The organism is Massilia arenae, assembly GCF_008014745.1.
Classification (GTDB): domain Bacteria; phylum Pseudomonadota; class Gammaproteobacteria; order Burkholderiales; family Burkholderiaceae_D; genus Telluria; species Telluria arenae.
On record NZ_VPFD01000008.1, the window covers coordinates 173653 to 190541 of the forward strand.

The 16889-nt window shown below is 65.8% G+C and carries 12 protein-coding genes and 4 tRNA genes; 11 read left to right on the forward strand and 5 right to left on the reverse strand.

The genetic code is table 11. From position 1 onward, the window contains the following. Window positions 1–117: 117 nt before the first annotated feature. The 6 genes from FVD38_RS09750 (at window position 118) to FVD38_RS09775 (ending at window position 2475) form a co-directional block, all read left to right on the forward strand. Window positions 118–194 (forward strand) — tRNA-Arg (locus tag FVD38_RS09750). Between the two features lie 76 nt (window positions 195–270). Next, window positions 271–930 carry an NUDIX hydrolase gene (locus FVD38_RS09755; RefSeq protein WP_147934633.1) on the forward strand — a complete coding sequence of 220 codons (660 nt, stop codon included), beginning with the start codon at window positions 271–273 and terminating at the stop codon, window positions 928–930. Between the two features lie 44 nt (window positions 931–974). Next, a tRNA-Arg gene (locus FVD38_RS09760) sits at window positions 975–1051 on the forward strand. Between the two features lie 152 nt (window positions 1052–1203). Continuing rightward, window positions 1204–1280: transfer RNA gene (locus FVD38_RS09765), tRNA-Arg, on the forward strand. Window positions 1281–1440: 160 nt separating this feature from the next. Beyond that, window positions 1441–1517: transfer RNA gene (locus FVD38_RS09770), tRNA-Arg, on the forward strand. Between the two features lie 409 nt (window positions 1518–1926). Continuing rightward, on the forward strand, window positions 1927–2475 hold the full coding sequence (locus FVD38_RS09775; protein ID WP_147934634.1) for an FxDxF family PEP-CTERM protein: 549 nt from the start codon (window positions 1927–1929) through the stop codon (window positions 2473–2475). Between the two features lie 77 nt (window positions 2476–2552). Here the strand turns inward: FVD38_RS09775 and FVD38_RS09780 are convergent, their stop codons facing one another. Genes FVD38_RS09780 through FVD38_RS09790 form a run of 3 tightly spaced genes read right to left on the reverse strand, consistent with a single transcriptional unit; the run spans window position 2553 to window position 6989 of the window. Continuing rightward, the gene (locus FVD38_RS09780; protein ID WP_147934635.1) at window positions 2553–4445 is read right to left on the reverse strand and encodes a sensor histidine kinase, YfiR-like protein-associated; all 1893 of its coding nucleotides are present in this window, start codon (window positions 4443–4445) and stop codon (window positions 2553–2555) included. Beyond that, window positions 4445–5032: a TOL_0243 family YfiR-like periplasmic protein gene (locus FVD38_RS09785; protein WP_187271528.1), complete on the reverse strand. Its 588-nt coding sequence runs from the start codon at window positions 5030–5032 to the stop codon at window positions 4445–4447. The genes FVD38_RS09780 and FVD38_RS09785 overlap by 1 nt, the downstream gene beginning before the upstream one ends. A 16-nt stretch (window positions 5033–5048) precedes the next feature. Next, a complete protein-coding gene (locus FVD38_RS09790; protein ID WP_147934637.1) occupies window positions 5049–6989 on the reverse strand; it encodes a TOL_0244 family TonB-dependent receptor in 1941 nt (646 codons plus the stop codon). A 402-nt stretch (window positions 6990–7391) separates the two neighbouring features. Here FVD38_RS09790 and FVD38_RS09795 point away from each other — a divergent pair, with 402 nt between their 5' ends. The 3 genes from FVD38_RS09795 (at window position 7392) to FVD38_RS09805 (ending at window position 12686) form a co-directional block, all read left to right on the forward strand. Then, on the forward strand, window positions 7392–8228 hold the full coding sequence (locus FVD38_RS09795; protein WP_147934638.1) for a response regulator: 837 nt from the start codon (window positions 7392–7394) through the stop codon (window positions 8226–8228). 138 nt (window positions 8229–8366) lie between these two features. Beyond that, window positions 8367–11483, forward strand: a complete 3117-nt coding sequence (locus FVD38_RS09800) for an ATP-binding protein (RefSeq protein WP_147934639.1) — start codon at window positions 8367–8369, stop codon at window positions 11481–11483. 186 nt (window positions 11484–11669) lie between these two features. After that, complete coding sequence (locus FVD38_RS09805; protein ID WP_147934640.1) at window positions 11670–12686, forward strand: GGDEF domain-containing response regulator; 1017 nt, start codon at window positions 11670–11672, stop codon at window positions 12684–12686. 268 nt (window positions 12687–12954) lie between these two features. Here FVD38_RS09805 and FVD38_RS09810 read toward each other — a convergent pair whose 3' ends face one another. Continuing rightward, entirely contained in the window at window positions 12955–13374 is a 420-nt protein-coding gene (locus tag FVD38_RS09810) for a hypothetical protein (protein WP_123071773.1), read from the reverse strand. Between the two features lie 225 nt (window positions 13375–13599). Between FVD38_RS09810 and FVD38_RS09815 the strand changes: the two genes are divergently transcribed. Next, entirely contained in the window at window positions 13600–15264 is a 1665-nt protein-coding gene (locus FVD38_RS09815; RefSeq protein WP_147934641.1) for a response regulator, read from the forward strand. A gap of 43 nt (window positions 15265–15307) precedes the next feature. Here FVD38_RS09815 and FVD38_RS09820 read toward each other — a convergent pair whose 3' ends face one another. After that, a complete protein-coding gene (locus FVD38_RS09820) occupies window positions 15308–15772 on the reverse strand; it encodes a hemerythrin domain-containing protein (RefSeq protein WP_123071771.1) in 465 nt (154 codons plus the stop codon). Between the two features lie 192 nt (window positions 15773–15964). Here FVD38_RS09820 and FVD38_RS09825 point away from each other — a divergent pair, with 192 nt between their 5' ends. Then, complete coding sequence (locus tag FVD38_RS09825; protein WP_147934642.1) at window positions 15965–16687, forward strand: sensor histidine kinase; 723 nt, start codon at window positions 15965–15967, stop codon at window positions 16685–16687. Window positions 16688–16889 lie beyond the last annotated feature (202 nt).

Genomic DNA, 16889 nt, shown 5'->3' on the forward strand with positions numbered 1-16889 from the left:
ACAGCGCCTTTCCTTTTCCCCCGGGGATTTGTCGGGAACGGTTTTCCTGGTCCGCTACGCTCTTCGGCAATGAACCTTTGCCAAGACGCCCGCCTCCCGCTATAATGCCTGCATTGGGCGGCTGTAGCTCAGCTGGATAGAGTACTTGGCTACGAACCAAGGGGTCGTGGGTTCGATTCCTGCCAGCCGCACCAACCTTCTTCAGATAAGGGCACTTCGCAAGAAGTGCCCTTATTGCTTTGGGCCCGCACTTTTGCTTCAGCCATCCTCATGAACGACGCCGCCGTCCATCATCCCCAGCCCAACGAGCACGGCAAGCCCGTGCTGATCACCCGTCCGTCGCTGCCGACCGCACCAGACACCTGGCTCGACCCCGCACGGATCGCGACCGTCATCCCGCTCGGCGCCCTGCCCCCGATGCTGAACGGCGTGCCGTTCGCGCCGTGGATCGACGCGCCCGCCACGAATGCCGCGTGGAGCGAGGTCGAGGGACAAGCCGACATCATCGAGCCGGCCTTCGACCTGCCGCCATCGAAATCCCCCGCGGCAGGCGTGGTGATCGTGGAAGACGATGGCCGCGTGTGGGCGGTGTCGCCATCGAACCGCTTCGGCGGCTATGACGCGACCTTTCCCAAGGGCCGGGTCGATCCCGGAGTCAACCTGCAAGCCACGGCCATCCGCGAAGCCTTCGAAGAATCCGGCCTGCGGGTCGAGATCCTGGCGCACCTGGTGGACAGCACGCGCACGCTGACCTATACCCGCTACTACCTGGCGCGCCGGATCGGCGGCAATCCGGCGCTGATGGGATGGGAAAGCCAGGCCGTGCACCTGGTCCCGCAAGCGGATTTGCCGGCGGTATTGTGCAATCCTAACGATCGGGCGGTGATCGACGCACTAAAGCAGTCACTTGCCAATAAATTTTCTCGATAACCCTTTGCCAAGAAGAACAAGCATCGCTATAATGCGTGCCTCGGGCGGCTGTAGCTCAGCTGGATAGAGTACTTGGCTACGAACCAAGGGGTCGTGGGTTCGATTCCTGCCAGCCGCACCAACTGTTTCAAAGAGAATGGCTCAGAAGAAATTCTGAGCCATTTTTCTTTTCAGCGAAGGCAAGCAGAATTGTCGAGCAAGCAGGACCGCCTGCCAGGCAATATGACCAGCACTTTGCCAATTCTTCGCATGCCGTTATAATGCGTGCCTCGGGCGGCTGTAGCTCAGCTGGATAGAGTACTTGGCTACGAACCAAGGGGTCGTGGGTTCGATTCCTGCCAGCCGCACCAACTGTTTCAAAGAGAATGGCTCAGAAGAAATTCTGAGCCATTTTTCTTTTCCGGCCCGGGCATGTCTATCCGCAGATTCGGAAATGCCACGCTGCCCGCCCCGCCCGCAATCCGCACGACTTTGGCAACTCACCACATGCTGCTATAATGCGTGCCTCGGGCGGCTGTAGCTCAGCTGGATAGAGTACTTGGCTACGAACCAAGGGGTCGTGGGTTCGATTCCTGCCAGCCGCACCAACTGTTTCAAAGAGAATGGCTCAGAAGAAATTCTGAGCCATTTTTCTTTTCCACTCGCAGCAATGCGCCAGAGCCATTGGCGCTCATCCCTTTCGCGGTGTTCAGCCGCACACCCACCCTGTCAACGGCCTCTACGCCGGAGAGCACCAGTAGTTTGCGTAGGACTTCGCTGACATATGTCGAGCAAACGGCGGATGTTTTCCGCTCTACAACACCAGATAGCTGCGCTCTCCTATGAAGACGCATTCGATAGCTATCGCGCCAGCAAATAGTTACTCATGAGCACAAATTTCTTGTTCCATAAGCACACTATCGCCGGGGGATGTATTTATTTGCCCTTTTGTTAGCATGAAGTTCCGGTCTCTCAACCCAGCCTGCAGGTCGCGGCTGATTCTTAGCGAGGAAAGACATGAAACGATCTCTCATTGCTGCAATGGTGCTGGCTGGCGCGTCGTCGTTCGGTTCTTCCGCCGTGATGGCGCAGGAAGTCATCGGTGATTCGCCGCAAGCACTGGACTTGGTCGATCTGACCGCCTACTTCGGCGACTCCTTCGCCGCCGATAACCAGGGCAACACCTTCGCCGACCAGTTCACCTTCACGATCGCGAGCACGATCGGCCACAACCTGGATGCCGTGGTCGCGTCGAGCAGCCGCAGCGGCGACGTCGGCCTGGACATCACCGGCCTGGCCCTGTATGGCGCCGACGATGTACTCATCACCGCGGGCGAGGAAGTCCAAGCCGGCGCCATTGACCTGTGGTCGCTCGCCAGTGACAACCTGGGAGCCGGCGACTATTACCTGCAGGTGAGCGGCGAACTGCTGTCGGCTGACGGCGCCAGCTTTGGCGGCGCAGTGGCGCTGGCGCCAGTGCCCGAGCCCGGCACTTACGGAATGATGCTGGGCGGCCTTGGCGTGCTGGGTTTCCTGGCGCACCGCCGCCGCGCGAAGCAGGACTGACGCCCCCGCCAGCCTGCCGCACGCAAAAAAAAACGGAAGCGCGTTCAGCGCTTCCGTTTTTTATGTGCCCTACCCTGTTATGTGCGCAGCTTCTTGACGACGCTGCGCGTGCCCAGGATTTCCTCGATCTGCTCGAAGCGCACCGGCTTGACCATGTGGTGGTCGAAACCGGCCTCGAAGGCCAGCTGGCGGTCTTTCTCCTGGCCCCAGCCGGTCACGGCGATCAGCACCGTCAGCGCGCCGCTCGGCAGCTTGCGGATGCCGCGCGCCAGGTCGTAGCCCGACATATGCGGCAGGCCGATGTCGAGGAAGGCATAGTCGGGGCAGAAGCGCGCCGCCGCGGCCAGCGCGTCCGGGCCGTTGTGGGTGATCACCACGCTGTGGCCCATCGCGGTCAACAGTGCGCCGATGCTGTTGACGAAGTCGACGTTGTCGTCGGCCAGCAGGATGCGGTAGCTCTCGGTACTGATGAAGGCGGCCGGGGTCGGCTTGGTCGGCGGCTCGGGTTCCACCACGATCGGCAAGCGCACCAGGAAGCGGCTGCCCAGGCCCGGGCCTTCGCTGTGGGCGGTGATCGTGCCGCCGTGCAGCTCGACCAGCTTGCGCGCCAGCGACAGGCCCACGCCCAGGCCCGCATTGCTGCGTTCCAGGGTCGAGTCGACCTGCACGAACATCTCGAACACCGAATCGAGCATGTCCGGCGCCAGGCCGATGCCGGTGTCGGCTACTTCGAGCACCAGGGTCTTGTCCTCCACCCCGCCCCTGAGCATCACCTTGCCGCCGCGGTTGGTGTACTTGGCGGCGTTGTTCAGCAGGTTTGACAGGATTTGCGCCAGGCGCGTGGCGTCGCCATGCAGGAATACCGGACGGTCCGGCAGCTCCAGCACCAGCTCGTGGCCGTGCAGCTCGATATACGAACGCACCACTTCCAGCGCGTCGTTGACGACGGCCTTCAGCTCGACGCGCCCCATCTTGATGGTGAACTTGCCGGTATTGATGCGCGAGACGTCCAGCAGGTCGTCCACCAGGCGCACCATCTGGCGCAGCTGGCGTTCCATGATGTCGGTGGCGCGCTGGGTGGCCTGGGCGTCGCCGCTGCGGATGCGCAGGATGTCCAGGCCGGTGCGGATCGGCGCCAGCGGGTTGCGCAGCTCGTGCGCCAGGGTGGCCAGGAATTCGTCCTTGCGGCGGTCGGCCACGATCAGGGCGCCTTCGGCGCGCTGGCGCACTTCCATCTCGTGTTCGAGCGTGCGGTTGGCCGCCTGCAGCGCGTCCGAACGGCGGCCGATCTCGGCCAGCATGTCGTTGAAAGCTTCGACCAGCACGCCGATCTCGCCTTTCTCCTTGCCCGGCACCCGCAGCGAGAAGTCGCGCCGCAGCATCACCTGGCGCGCGACGTCGGTGACGGCTTCCAGCGGCCGTGTGATCGAGGCTTGCAAGCGCGACGCCACCAGGGCCGCGATCACCAGGGCGCCCAGCAGTACGCCGCCCAGGATCGCGCCATAGCTCAGGGCCCGGTCCAGCACGCCGTAGCGCGAGCGCAGGTAGACGGTGCCGATCCGCTCGCCGTTCTCGACGATGTCGCGGTACAGCACGACTTCGCCGCGCTCGATGCGGTAGCCGGCCGGCTCGGGGCGCTCGGGCAACTGGGCGCGCACGTCGGGCCGTACATAGGTGGCGAAGCGGGTACCGTTGGCGGTGTAGACCGCGGCCGCCACGATCTGCGGTCGCACGCGCAGCAGGGTCAGGCTCTGGGTGACGTCGGCCGTATCGTTGAACGAGACAGCGGGCGCGGTCACGCTGGCGACGATGTCGGCCTGGGTGGTCAGATCGTCGATCCAGTAGCGCTGGAAGGTACGCAGGTCGAGCAGCAGCATCGCCACGCCCGCGGTGAGCAGGGCCACCACAGTGGTCGCCACCGCCATCAAAATCAATTTGCTCCGGACGGAACCGGTATCGTGCATTGGCATCACGAGGCTCCTTTCTGCACGCGGTTCGCGACCGTCAGCAGGCGCGAACTGAGCTTCACATTCTTCTTTTCCGCCGCATCGAGCGAAACGTCGAAACGGACGCGCTCATCGACGATCGTAAAATTGATCACGCTGCCGTGCTGCAGGCAGCCTTCGCATTCGCTCACGGTCAGCCAGGCCGGCGAGGCGCGCAGCAGGCGCGCCGTGCGCGCCTCGTCCTGGCCGGCCACGAACAGCAGGTGCACCGGCTGGGCCAGGTCTTGCTCGCGCAGCGCGCGCACGACGATCGTGCGCCCCGCCACCATGCGCCCGGTGGCGATCCGCGTCAGCTCGGCCGCCATGTCTTCGGCGCCGAACACGCCGAGGGTGAAGGGCGTGGCGGCGTCGGCGAAGGCCTGCGGCGGAAAATCGGCATAACCGAGGAATTTATACAGGAAAGCCGCCTTCACGCGCCGCTCGAGCGCCGGCGCCGCAGACTGGGCGGCCACCGGCAGCAGGGGCGCGCCGACGCCGGCCAGCAGCAGGGGCAGCGCCAGGGCCCGGCATGCCAGGCGGCGCTGCGGGCGTTCAGGTTGAGTGATAGTCATGGAATCCATTGGCCAGTCAAAAACGCAGCGCCGCGCTGGCGAACACTGTCCGCTCGATCAGCTGGCGGCTGCCCGCCGCGCCGAATTCGGCATGGCGTCGGTGCAGCAGGTTACGCCCGACGAGGGCGATCTCGAGATCGGGGCGTACCTGCCACGCCAACCGCGCATCGAGCTCATGATAGCTTGGCAGGGCCGCCTGCGGCATATCCGCGACGTAACGGAGCGCCAGATCGGCCCGCAGGCGGGCGTTCAGCTCGTGCGCGCTGCGCACGGTCCAGGTCACGCGCGGATCATTGCCGGCAAGAAAACTCAGGCCGGTACTGTCGCGGCTGGTCGGCTCGCGCCCGACGTCCACGTCCTGCAGCACCGCCCCCGCATGCAGGCGCCAGCCGCGCGCGGCCTGCCAGTTGGCCCACAGCTCGACGCCGCGCAGCGCGCCCTTGCCCAGGCTTTGCAGGACATAGGCAGCTGGAGGATTGGCGCCCGCGGCGTTCCGCTCAAGCGTCCGCAGGCGCTCGAAATCCGTATAGAAGGCGGTCGCCGACCACGACAGCGAAGGCAGGGGCTGGGCGCGGTAGCCCAGCTCGGTCACGCGCGCCGTTTCCGACACCACGTCCGCGCCGCCTCCGACCAGGAAGGCGTTCGGATCGAGCGGGTCGATGACGTAGAAATCGCGGTCGATGCGCGACGGCGCTCGTACCGTGCGCGACAGCGCCGCCCACAGCATCGAGCGCGCATCGACGTCCCATGCCAGGCGCAGGCTGGGTAACACCTCGCTGCCCGTATATACATTGTGTTCGATGCGCACACCGGCGCTGGCGCGCACATCCTGCGCCACCTTGACTTCATCCTGCACGAACAGGTGCGACCAGCGCAGGCTGCGGCGCGCCGGCGTGAAGCGCAGCAAGGGGCCGTTATCGATCCGGTCGCGGCTGTAACGATAGCCGCCGCCCCAGGCCAGGTTGTGGCCGTCCAGGCGCAGCAGGTGCTGGGCTTCGACGTCGAAGGTGTCCAGGCGCTGGGCGCCGACGCCCTGCTGGTCGCGCCGCGCATGGTCGATCCAGGCCTGCAGGCGCACGCTCTGGTTCTCGTCCACCCGATGCTCGACCCGTCCCAGCAGGTTGGCGCCCGACGTCTCGGTGCGCGACTGGTCGCCGCCGGCGCGCAGGCGGCCGTCGTGGACGTCGCCGCTGAAAGTGACGTCGGTGGCCTCGGCCTCCCAGTCGAGGCGAAAACCCGCCTGCTGGCGCCGCATGCCGCCGGCATCCGGCCCGCCCGCATCGAGCGCGAACCCATCGACGTCCATGCCGCGCGCATAGGCGCGCCAGTGCGGCCCACCCTCGAGTTGCCCGCCGTAGCGCACGCTCGCCCCCTTTTCGCCGGCGCCGGCATGCGCCGTCGCCAGGCCGCCATGGGTCTGGGCGGCGCTGCGGGTGATGACGTTGATGACGCCGTTGACGGCATTCGTCCCCCAGGCCGTGCCGCCCGGGCCGCTGATCACTTCGATGCGCTCCACGTCTTCCAGCGCCACGTCCTGCATTTCCCAGAATACGCCGGAAAACAGCGGCGAATACACGCTGCGGCCATCGACCATCACCAATAGCTTGTTGGCCAGCGGCGACAGGAAGCCGCGCGCGCTGATCGCATACGACCCGGCGCCGATGCGCGCCACCTGCAGGTTCGGCGCCAGGCGCAGCGCCTCGGGCAAGGAGGTGGCGCCGGAACGGGCGATCTCGGCGCCCTGGATCACATAAACCGAGGCCGGCGCGCGCCCCAAGGCTTCGTCCTGGCGCGAGACCGAGGTGACCACGATGTCGGACAGCTGTTCGAGGGAATAATCGGCGAGCGGTACAGTTTGCCCCGCCGACGGATCGAGCGGTCGCGCGTGCGCCTGCACCGTGCAGGCGCAGGACAACAGCGCGATACCGGCGCGGACAAGCAACGTAGAAGATGACATAGTTGCCATCCTAGAACATTTTCACGCACGCACCAAGTGCGCACACGCTACAGTGCGCACTTGACAATCCCTGAGAGATATTTATTAAGGCTATGACTGGTATTGGAAATATAAATTGGACTGATTTGACGCAATGCAGCATCATTCACCTGTCTCCTCTATTCTCCTCCTAGGAAATAGATTCAGCCCGCCTCTCACGATGCGGGCTTTTTTTTGTCCGAACGCCGGCTGCCTACATGTCGACTGCTGGCCGCGATAGCGGCCTCAACAGGTGGACGAACTCCCCGCTTGTTGGTTAGTTACAAAACGTAGTCTGTGCGGCCGCGCACGCTTGTCAAAGCAGCCGGCGGACTTTTGGTGTAGGATGCCCGCCATATTTTCGTTTTTACAACAAGCCAGCCCATGCCCGACCTCGACACCTCCGCCCGGAGCACCGCATCTTACGACTGGTCGGCGACCGCGTTGGGCGACGCCGCCCGCTGGCCCCTGCCGCTGCGGCTCGCCAGCGACCTGCTCCTCAATTCTCCTGTGCCCACCCTGCTGGTCTGGGGCACCGAGACGATCACGGTGTTCAACGAGGCATATGCGCTGCTGGCCGGCCCCGGCTACGGCCGGGTGCCCGGCGGTTCGGTGCCGCCGGTGCTGCCGCCCCCGCTGGCGGCGGCCGGCAAGATCCTCGACGCCGCCTGGCGCGGCGAGGCCGGCGTGGTGCAAGATACCTCCCTCACCTTCCGCCGTCTCGACGGCAGCCAGGAATCGCGCTTCGACCTGCGCCTGACTCCCGTGCGCGACGAGACCGGCGCGGTGCGCGGCGTGCAGGTGGCGCTGGCCCCGGCCACCGCCGCGCCGCAGGAAGAAGACACCGGCGACGGCGCCATGCGCATCCTGGTGGTCGAGGACAACGTCGACTCCCAGTACCTGGTGTGCGAAATGCTCAAGGCCTTCGGCCACGAAGCCGACGGCGTGGCCCATCCGGACGACGCCCTGGCCCTGCTCGCGCGCCAGCGCTACGACGTGCTGTTCTCCGACGTCAGCCTGCCCGGCATGTCGGGTGTCGACCTGGCCACCCGCGCGATCGCGGACGATCCGTCGCTGCGCGTGATCTTTGCCTCCGGCTATGGCGACACCCTGCTGCGCCACCTGTCCTTCCCTTACCAGTCGCTGCAGAAGCCCTACGAAATCGACCAGCTGCAGGATGCGCTGACGAAGGTGGCGCGCCGGCCCGGCAAGGGCGGCTGAAGCGGACGGCTGAAGCAGGCCGATTCGCGCGCGCATCGAGAACCTGCCCGGCAGCTTCCAAGCGTGTGTGTCAGACCGGCTTGTCTGGTCTACAATGAAACGCATCCTGCCCGGTTTCGGGCGTTCCGCAACCCCGGCATGAACAATCCCTCCGACCATTCCAGCAGCACCCCGTGCCACGTGTCCGAGCAAGACCTGGCCGCCGCGCGGCAAGAGCTGCAGCGCGCCACCGAACGCATGGAAAACATGCTCGAAAGCCTCACCGACGGCTTTTGCGCGGTCGATCGCGACTGGAACATCACCTATATCAACGGCCGCGCGCTGCAGATGGTGGCGCCGCTCAATAAAAGCCGCGACAGCCTGGTCGGACGCCGGCTGTGGGATGAATTCGAAGACCTGCACGGCACCTCGGTCGCCGCCGATTGCCGGCGCGCGATGGAACAGCGGATCACCGTCAACAAGGAATTCTTCTACCGCCGCCTGCAATGCTGGCTCGACATGCGGGTCTACCCGTCGCCCGAGGGCCTGACCCTGTACTTCCAGGACATCACGGCGCGCAAGCTCGACCAGCAAGCCCTGATCGACAACAACAACCGACTGCAGCTCGCCATCGCGGCCGGCCGCCTGGGCGACTGGCGCTGGGACGCGGCCAGCGACCGCGTCACCTTTGGCGCACGCGCGGCCGAGATCCTCGGCCTGCCCGAAGGCGTGGCGCTCGAGTGGCCGCTGCTGCGCGCCCGCCTGGCCCAGGACGACCGGCAGCGGGTGCGGCGCGCGGTGCTCGAAGCCTTCTCCCAGGGCAAAGACCTCGACCTCGAATGCCGCCTTCTGCCGCGCGACGGCCATGCCGGCGGCGCGCCGAGCGGCCAGCCCGCGGCGCGCTGCGTGGCCCTGGTCGGCCGCCCCGACTATGCCAGCCCGGCCCAGGGTGGCGGCGTGCTGGGCATGACCGGCATGGCCCAGGACATCAGCGCCCGGCGCGAAGCCGACGACCACCTGCGCCAGAGCGAGGAAGAATTGCGCGCGCTGGCCAACACCATCCCGCAGCTGGCCTGGATGGCCGACCCCAGCGGCGCCATCGTCTGGTTCAACCAGCGCTGGTATGAATACACGGGCATCACCCAGAGCGAATCCACCGGCTGGGGCTGGAAAGCCGTGTACGACCCGGCGGTGCTGCCGGCCGTGCTCGAGCACTGGGACGAATCGGTGCGCACCGGCTCGCCGTTCGAGATGGAATTCCCGATCCGCGGCGCCGACGGCAACTTCCGCTGGTTCCTCACCCGGGTCGAGGCGGTGCACGACCGCGACGGCCGCGTGGTGCGCTGGTTCGGCACCAATACCGACGTCGATCAGGTCAAACGCGCCGAGCAGGCGCTGCGCGAAGAGTCGCACGTGCTCGAGCTGCTCAACAGCACCGGCAGCATCCTGGCCTCGACCCGCGACCTGCGCTCGCTGATGCAGGCCGCCACCGATGCCGCCGCCGGCGTCTGCGGCGCCCGTTTCGGCGCCTTCTTCCACTATGGCGAACAAGGCGCGGGCACGCTGTTCTCGCTGTACACGCTGTCGGGCGCCACTTCGGCCGAGTTCCAGGATTTCGCGGCGCCCGGCGCCAGCGCCCTGTTCGGCCCCGGCCTGCGCGCCGATGGGCTGGTGCGGATCGGCGACATGCGCGTAGGCGACATGCGCGTAGGCGACATGCGCGTAGGCGACATGCGCGTAGGCGACCTCGGCCACGATCCGCAACACGCCGCCAAGGCGCTGCAGTTCGGCCTGCCGGCCGGCCATCCGCCGGTGCGCAGCTACCTGTCGGTGCCGGTCACGGCGCGCTCGGGCGAGCTGCTCGGCACGATGTTCTTCGGCCACCCGGAACCCGGCGTGTTCACCGAACGCAGCGAGCGCATCGTCAGCGGCATCGCGGCCCAGGCCGCAATCGCGGTCGACAATATCCGCCTGGTGGAAGCCGCCAGCCGCGCCGCCGAGGAACGCAAGGTGCTGCTCGAGAACGAGCGCGAAGCGCGCGCCGAGGCCGAGCGCACCAGCCAGATGAAGGACGAATTCCTGGCCACCCTGTCGCACGAGCTGCGCACGCCCTTGTCGGCCATCCTGGGCTGGTCGCAGGTGCTGCGCCGCGGCAGCCGCGACGGCGCCGACCTGCAGCGCGGCCTGTCCACCATCGAGCGCAATGCGCGCGCCCAGGCCCAGCTGATCGAAGACCTGCTCGACATGAGCCGCATCACCTCGGGCAAGGTGCTGCTCGACATGCAGACGGTGGCGCCTGCCGGCTTCATCGACGCCGCCATCGAGACCGTGCGCCCGGCGGCCGACGCCAAGGGCATCCGCATCGAGCGCCACTACGGGGACCAGGTGCCGCCGGTGGCGGGCGACCCGGGCCGCTTGCAGCAGGTGATCTGGAACCTGCTGTCGAACGCGATCAAGTTCACCCCGCGCGACGGCCTGGTGACGATCGAGGTCGGCCAGCACGAGGAGCAGGTCGCGATCACGATCCGCGACAACGGCGCGGGCATCGGTCCCGAATTCATCACCCACGTGTTCGAACGCTTCCGCCAGGCCGACGCCTCGATGACGCGCACCCACGGCGGCCTGGGACTGGGCCTGTCGATCGTCAAGCACCTGGTCGAGCAGCACGGCGGCACGGTGCGCGCCGAGAGCGCCGGGGTCGGCCAGGGCGCCAGCTTCACCATCGAGCTGCCGGTGGCCAAGACGCCGCCGCGCTCCATCGACTCGGCCCGCGCCCGGATGATCCGCGAGTCGCCGGCGCAGTCCGCCGACGCCGGCCTTGGCGCCCAGGCGGCCGAGGGCGCGATCCGCGATCTGCGCGGCACCTCGGTGCTGGTGGTCGACGACGACCGCGATGCGCGCGAACTGATCGCCCGCATCCTGGCCGATTGCCAGGCCAGCGTGCGCCTGGCCGCCAGCGCACGCGAGGCCTTCGAGATGCTGCAGGCGGCGCCGCCCGACCTCCTGATCAGCGACCTCGGCATGCCCGAGGTCGACGGCCTCGAACTGCTGTCCTGGGTGCGCGCGTTGCCGCGCGAAGCGGGCGGGCAAGTCGCCGCCATCGCCCTGACCGCCTTCGCCCGTTCCGAAGACCGGCTCAAGGCGCTGGAAGCGGGCTTTTCGGCCCATGTCTCGAAGCCGGTCGAACAGACCGAATTGATGGAGGCGATCGGCATGGTGGCCCTGCCCGCCACATCGCAGCTGGTAAACGGAGGGGCACGTCTGGTCAACCGTTGAGTGGTAGCCAATGCTGAATGACCAGTGCAAAATAGCCGTTGTCGGCCGGTCGTTCATGTTCCTACCCACGCACGCGGCGCTGTCCTACAAGAAATTTTGAGCTGTTTGCTAGACTAAGTAGTGATGGGTTCAAGCCCGATTCCACCCAGAAGGGAATCCGCTCCATACGAATAGACGAGAAAAAGCATGCCGAGCAGACAAGACATTTTGAACGCGAAAATCCTGGTAGTGGACGATTCGCCCGACAATATCGAATTGATGGAAGAGATATTGCGTGAGGAAGGCTACACCTGCGTCAGCTCGACGATGCTGCCGGAACAGGTCTGCCCGCTTCACCGCGAGCACAACTACGACCTGATCCTGCTCGACCTGCAGATGCCGGGGTTGAACGGCTTCCAGGTGATGAAAGGGCTCAAGGAGATCGAGCAAGGCGGCTACCTGCCGGTGCTGGCCCTGACCGCCCAGCCGAGCTTCAAGATCGCCGCGCTCGAAGCCGGCGCCCGCGACTTCATCAGCAAGCCCTTCGACCTGCTCGAAGTACACAAGCGCATCCACAATATGCTCGAGGTGCGGCTGCTGTACAAGGAACTGGCGCAATACTCCAAGGCGCAGCAGGAGCTGGCCCTGCACGACGCCCTCACCGGCCTGCCCAACCGGCGCCTGCTCGAAGACCGTATCGAAACGGCCCTGCAGCACGCCAACCGCAGCCATGCCAAGGCGGCCGTCATGTACCTCGACCTGGATGGCTTCAAGGCGATCAACGACACCTACGGCCATGCCTACGGCGACGACATCCTCAAGATGGTGTCCCAGCGCCTGCTGTCGAGCTCGCGCAAGGAAGACACCGTGGCGCGCCTCGGCGGCGACGAATTCATGGTGGTGCTGGGCGACATCCACAGCCTGGCCGACGCCCAGGGACCTGCCTCGAAACTGGTCGAGGCGCTGTCCGAGCCCTTCTTCATCAACGACCTTACCTTGCGGCTGTCGACCTCGATCGGCATCAGCATCTATCCGGACGATGCCGAGTCGGTCGATGCGCTGATCAATATCGCCGACTACGCGCTGTACGAAGCCAAGCGCGCCGGCAAGAACCGCTTCTGCTCGCCGGCGGCGAATCGCCAGGCAGCGGCCAAGACCTCGGCGGCGCCGAGCCAGGCGGCTTCTACTGCAGCACCGGCGGAGCTGGCGGCGCAGCATCGCTGAGCAGTGTGTTTTCCTCACTTTGCGTGCACACTCGCTGCGCACGCGCACTTAGGTTCCCGCCTTCGCGGGAACGACGTTAAATTTGGGGCTGGATAGGTCGAACTATCCGACTTCGGCCACGTACAACAGCACGTCGTTCCCGCGCAGGCGGGAACCCCAGTTCCCCCACCGGCACCACCCCAATTACCCCTCGCAGCGTCCGCATAAACAAACAGGCCACGCAACTTCCGCCGCGTGGCCCGCCCGCTAATGCCAGTTAACGAAAATCTCAGCGCTTCTCGTCCACCGGGCACTCGCGAATCTTGCTCTTTTCTTCGATCGACTGCGCGTGCTGGTGATCATGGCCCGCGTCGACCATGTCCGGCGCCACCTCGATGCGGGTGATGCCGGCATCGACCGAGATCGGATCGCTGGCCGGGAAGGTCATCTCGACCGCGTCGTCGAGCAGCGTTTCCTCGGCCTTTTCTTTGTTGGACAGGCCTTCGCAGCCGGACAGCGCCTTGATGGCGATCGCGTAGCGGATCACCTCGAGGTTCGCCAGGTCGCCGATCGTCTTCACGCCCAGCGTATCGGCCAGCGCGGCAGCCTGCTGCTCGCCGATGCCGCGCAGCGCCGATAGCGGCGCCTCGCTCAGCTCGCGGAAGGTTTTACCGTGGAATTGTTCATTTACAATAGTGTCGATATTCATGTTATGTCCTTTCTTGTAGGCGTCCCGTCCGCCAGCGAACCGGTTCGATTCCACTATGGCATAGCACTGTACCGACGTATGTGCGGCACCGAACATCGCTACAGCCCGCACGATTGATTTATTTGCCGAGTGGCACTTATGTCACATGCTATGATGGCGCGTTTTGCAAGGTATTTACTCGAAAATAACTATAAGTTTAGAATCCTTTGTCGGGCGAGCACAGCAATGTTGACGGAATCCATCGTGGCGAACAGCGATAAACCCAAGATCCTGGTGGTCAACGACGACCCCGCCAGCCTGCTGGCGCTCACCAGCCTGCTCGACGGCCGCGCCGACGAAGGCAACTACACCGTGCTGTCGGCCCGCTCCGGCCAGGAAGCCCTGCGCCAGGTGCTGCTGCACGATTTCGCCGTCATCCTGCTCGACGTGAACATGCCCGGCATGGACGGCTTCGAGACCGCCGAGGCGATCCACCAGCGCACCCGCTCGTCCGACATCCCGATCATCTTCGTGACTGCCTTCCTGGCCGACGAGATCGACCGCCTCAAGGCTTACCAGCGCGGCGCCGCCGACTTCCTGTTCACTCCGGTCATTCCGCAGATCCTGCATGCCAAGGTGTCGGTATTCGTCACCCTGGCCATGAAGAACGAGGAACTCAAGCGCCAGGCCGAGAAGCTGTCGCAGCACGCTTCGGAGCTGACCGCCACCAACCGGCGCCTGGTGCGCGAGATGGAAGAGCGGCGCGCCGCCGAGAGAAAAAGCCACGCCAAGGACGAGTTCCTGGCCATGCTCGGCCATGAACTGCGCAATCCGCTGTCGGCGATCACCAGCGCCTCGAGCCTGATCGGCCTGGCCGGCGCCGCGCCCGACACGGTGGCGCGCGCGCGCGCCATCATCCAGCGCCAGAGCCAGCACCTGTCGCGCATCGTCGATGACTTGCTCGACCTGTCGCGCGCGATGTCGGGCAAGATCCTGCTGGCGCGCCAGGCCACCGACCTGTCCAGGCTGGTGGCCAGCTGCCTGGAAACCTTCCGCGCCACCGGCCGCACCGACGGCTACCGCATTGCGGTCGAGCTGGCACCGGGCTGGGTCGACGGCGACCCGACCCGACTGGAACAGATCGTCTCGAACCTGCTGGACAATGCGCTGAAATACACGCCGAGCGGCGGCGCCATCGACATCGCCCTGGCGCGCACCGGCGACGACGTCGTGCTCACCGTGCGCGACTCGGGCGTCGGCATCCCGCCCGAACTGCTGCCGCAGGTGTTCGACGTGTTCGTGCAGGGCGCGATCTCGATCGACCGCTCGCAGGGCGGGCTGGGGATCGGCCTGTCGCTGGTGCGGCGCCTGGTCGAGCTGCACGGCGGCAGCGTGGGCGCCGACAGCCCCGGCGCAGGACTCGGCTCCAGCTTCACGATCCGCCTTCCATGCGCCGAGCTGGCGCAATCGGCCGGCGCGGGCGAACCATGCGCGCCGGCTGTCTCGCCGCCGCTGGACACGGGCAAGCCGTCGGTGCTGCTGATCGAAGACAATGAAGACGGGCGCGAGATGATGGCGACCATGCTGGCCGCCTATGGCTACCCGGTGTACCAGGCCACCGACGGCCTGCAGGGCGTGGGCCAGGCGCATGCCTGCCGGCCGGACGCCGCGCTGGTCGATATCGGCCTGCCGGGCATCGACGGCTACGAGGTGGCGCGGCGCCTGCGCGCCGACCCGGCCACGCGCGCGATCCGCCTGATCGCCGTGACCGGCTACGGCCTGCCGGACGACCAGCGGCGCGTAATGGAAGCCGGCTTCGACCAGCACCTGGTCAAGCCGGTGCAGATCGATCGCCTGCTGGAAGCGCTGGCGGCCTCGGCTCCGGCCCCGGCCGGCACTGCCGCCGCTTGAAGCCGCTGCAGTTACCGCAGCGCTTACCGCAGCGGCTGCGCGATCACGCCGTGGCGAGCAGCTCGTCGCGGCGCGCCGCCATCTCGGCGCCCAGGGCATCCAGGTCGAGCTTGAGCTTGCGCACTTTCGGGAACATCTCCTCTTCTTCCTCGTCGACGTGGTGCTCGATGTACTCGCCCAGCACCGTCACCTTGGCGTCGTACAGGTCGTCGCCCGGCTCCATTTCCTGGATCTGCGAGATCAGGTCCTTGGCCGAAGCGTGTTCGACCACGGCTTCGTCGAGCATGTCTTCCATCTCCTTCGATACCGAGCGCAGCGCCGGATAGAAAATTTCTTCTTCGATCTGCGTGTGCATGATCAATTGCTCGCAGATCTCGTCCGCCAGCTTCTTCTTGCTGGTGGTGGCGCGCTCGCCCAGTTCGTCGAATTGCTTGAACAGCGCCTTGACTTCGTCATGCTGGCTGGTGAGGAGCTCAATGGCGTCCTGTTGCTTGTCTTTTTTCGTCATGGTAATACCCCCGAATCTGTTTGATATTGATGGCTCGCTGGCCACATAGACAGCATGCGCCGCGACTTCCATGCAGACTGTACGGGAGCGCACGCTGCGCATGTACAACGTCTGGCTGGCTGGCAGCGCCGGGCGCGCGCCGCCGAATTGCCAACTGTTGTATGATTTGGGAAACATTTAACAGAGCCTACGATGACCGAACCGGCCCCATCGCCCCCCGACCCGGAACTCGAACGCCAGGTCGCGGCGCGCACCGCAGAACTCACCGAAATGCTGGCCTGGCTGGCCAACTGCTGGGACCAGGAACGTCGCCAGCTGGCGCGCCAGCTGCACGACAGCCTGGGCTCGTCGATGACGGCCCTGACCATGCATCTGGCCCTGCTGACCCAGAACCTGCCAGCCGACAGCAAGGCGCGCGAACGCGCGGCCCAGATGAAGACCCTGCTGGCCGGCATTATCGAGACCAACCGCACGATGCAGCTCGAGCTGTGGAACGACAAGCTCGAATTCCTTGGCCTGCGCGCCGCGCTGGCCGAGCTGGTGCCCGCCTTCGGCGCCGAACGCGGCCTGACGGCCCGCGCCAGCCTGCCCGACGACGACGGCGCCTGGTCGCGCGAACACGGCGTGCTGTTGCTGCGCTGCGCCGAGGAAGGCCTGCGCAACGCCGCCGCCCATGCCCAGGCCACGCGGGTGGATGTGATCCTCGACGACGACGGCGAGATGACCATGCTCACCGTGCGCGACGATGGCGTGGGACCGGGCGAGAATGCGCTGGAAACGGCGTCCAGGGGCTGCCACGGCCTGCGCCTGCTGCGCGAACGCGCGCGCTACCTGGGCGGCAACCTGACCCTGGCGCGCAGCGACACCGGTGGTGCGATATTGCAGATGACCTTGCCGCGCGAGCTGGCGGCCTGAAAAGAATCGTCAGCCTGCAAACGTCGTTCCCGCGGAGGCGGGAACCCAAGCTTCTCAATCGACCACTTAGAGAAAATCAAGTGGTGACATAGACGAATTGGGTTCCCGCCTGCGCGCACTGCTGTCCGGGATAATTTGAGGGGAAATTGCTGGAAGGGTTGCAGGGACTGGTTTACCGGCGTATACCGGAGTCGCCAAACTT

Coding starts and splice junctions, on each gene's coding strand:
- FVD38_RS09755 (WP_147934633.1), top strand. CDS start 271: ATGAACGACGCCGCCGTCCATCATCCCCAGCCCAACGAGCACGGCAAG.
- FVD38_RS09775 (WP_147934634.1), top strand. CDS start 1,927: ATGAAACGATCTCTCATTGCTGCAATGGTGCTGGCTGGCGCGTCGTCG.
- FVD38_RS09780 (WP_147934635.1), bottom strand. CDS start 4,445: ATGCCAATGCACGATACCGGTTCCGTCCGGAGCAAATTGATTTTGATG.
- FVD38_RS09785 (WP_187271528.1), bottom strand. CDS start 5,032: ATGACTATCACTCAACCTGAACGCCCGCAGCGCCGCCTGGCATGCCGG.
- FVD38_RS09790 (WP_147934637.1), bottom strand. CDS start 6,989: ATGTCATCTTCTACGTTGCTTGTCCGCGCCGGTATCGCGCTGTTGTCC.
- FVD38_RS09795 (WP_147934638.1), top strand. CDS start 7,392: ATGCCCGACCTCGACACCTCCGCCCGGAGCACCGCATCTTACGACTGG.
- FVD38_RS09800 (WP_147934639.1), top strand. CDS start 8,367: ATGAACAATCCCTCCGACCATTCCAGCAGCACCCCGTGCCACGTGTCC.
- FVD38_RS09805 (WP_147934640.1), top strand. CDS start 11,670: ATGCCGAGCAGACAAGACATTTTGAACGCGAAAATCCTGGTAGTGGAC.
- FVD38_RS09810 (WP_123071773.1), bottom strand. CDS start 13,374: ATGAATATCGACACTATTGTAAATGAACAATTCCACGGTAAAACCTTC.
- FVD38_RS09815 (WP_147934641.1), top strand. CDS start 13,600: ATGTTGACGGAATCCATCGTGGCGAACAGCGATAAACCCAAGATCCTG.
- FVD38_RS09820 (WP_123071771.1), bottom strand. CDS start 15,772: ATGACGAAAAAAGACAAGCAACAGGACGCCATTGAGCTCCTCACCAGC.
- FVD38_RS09825 (WP_147934642.1), top strand. CDS start 15,965: ATGACCGAACCGGCCCCATCGCCCCCCGACCCGGAACTCGAACGCCAG.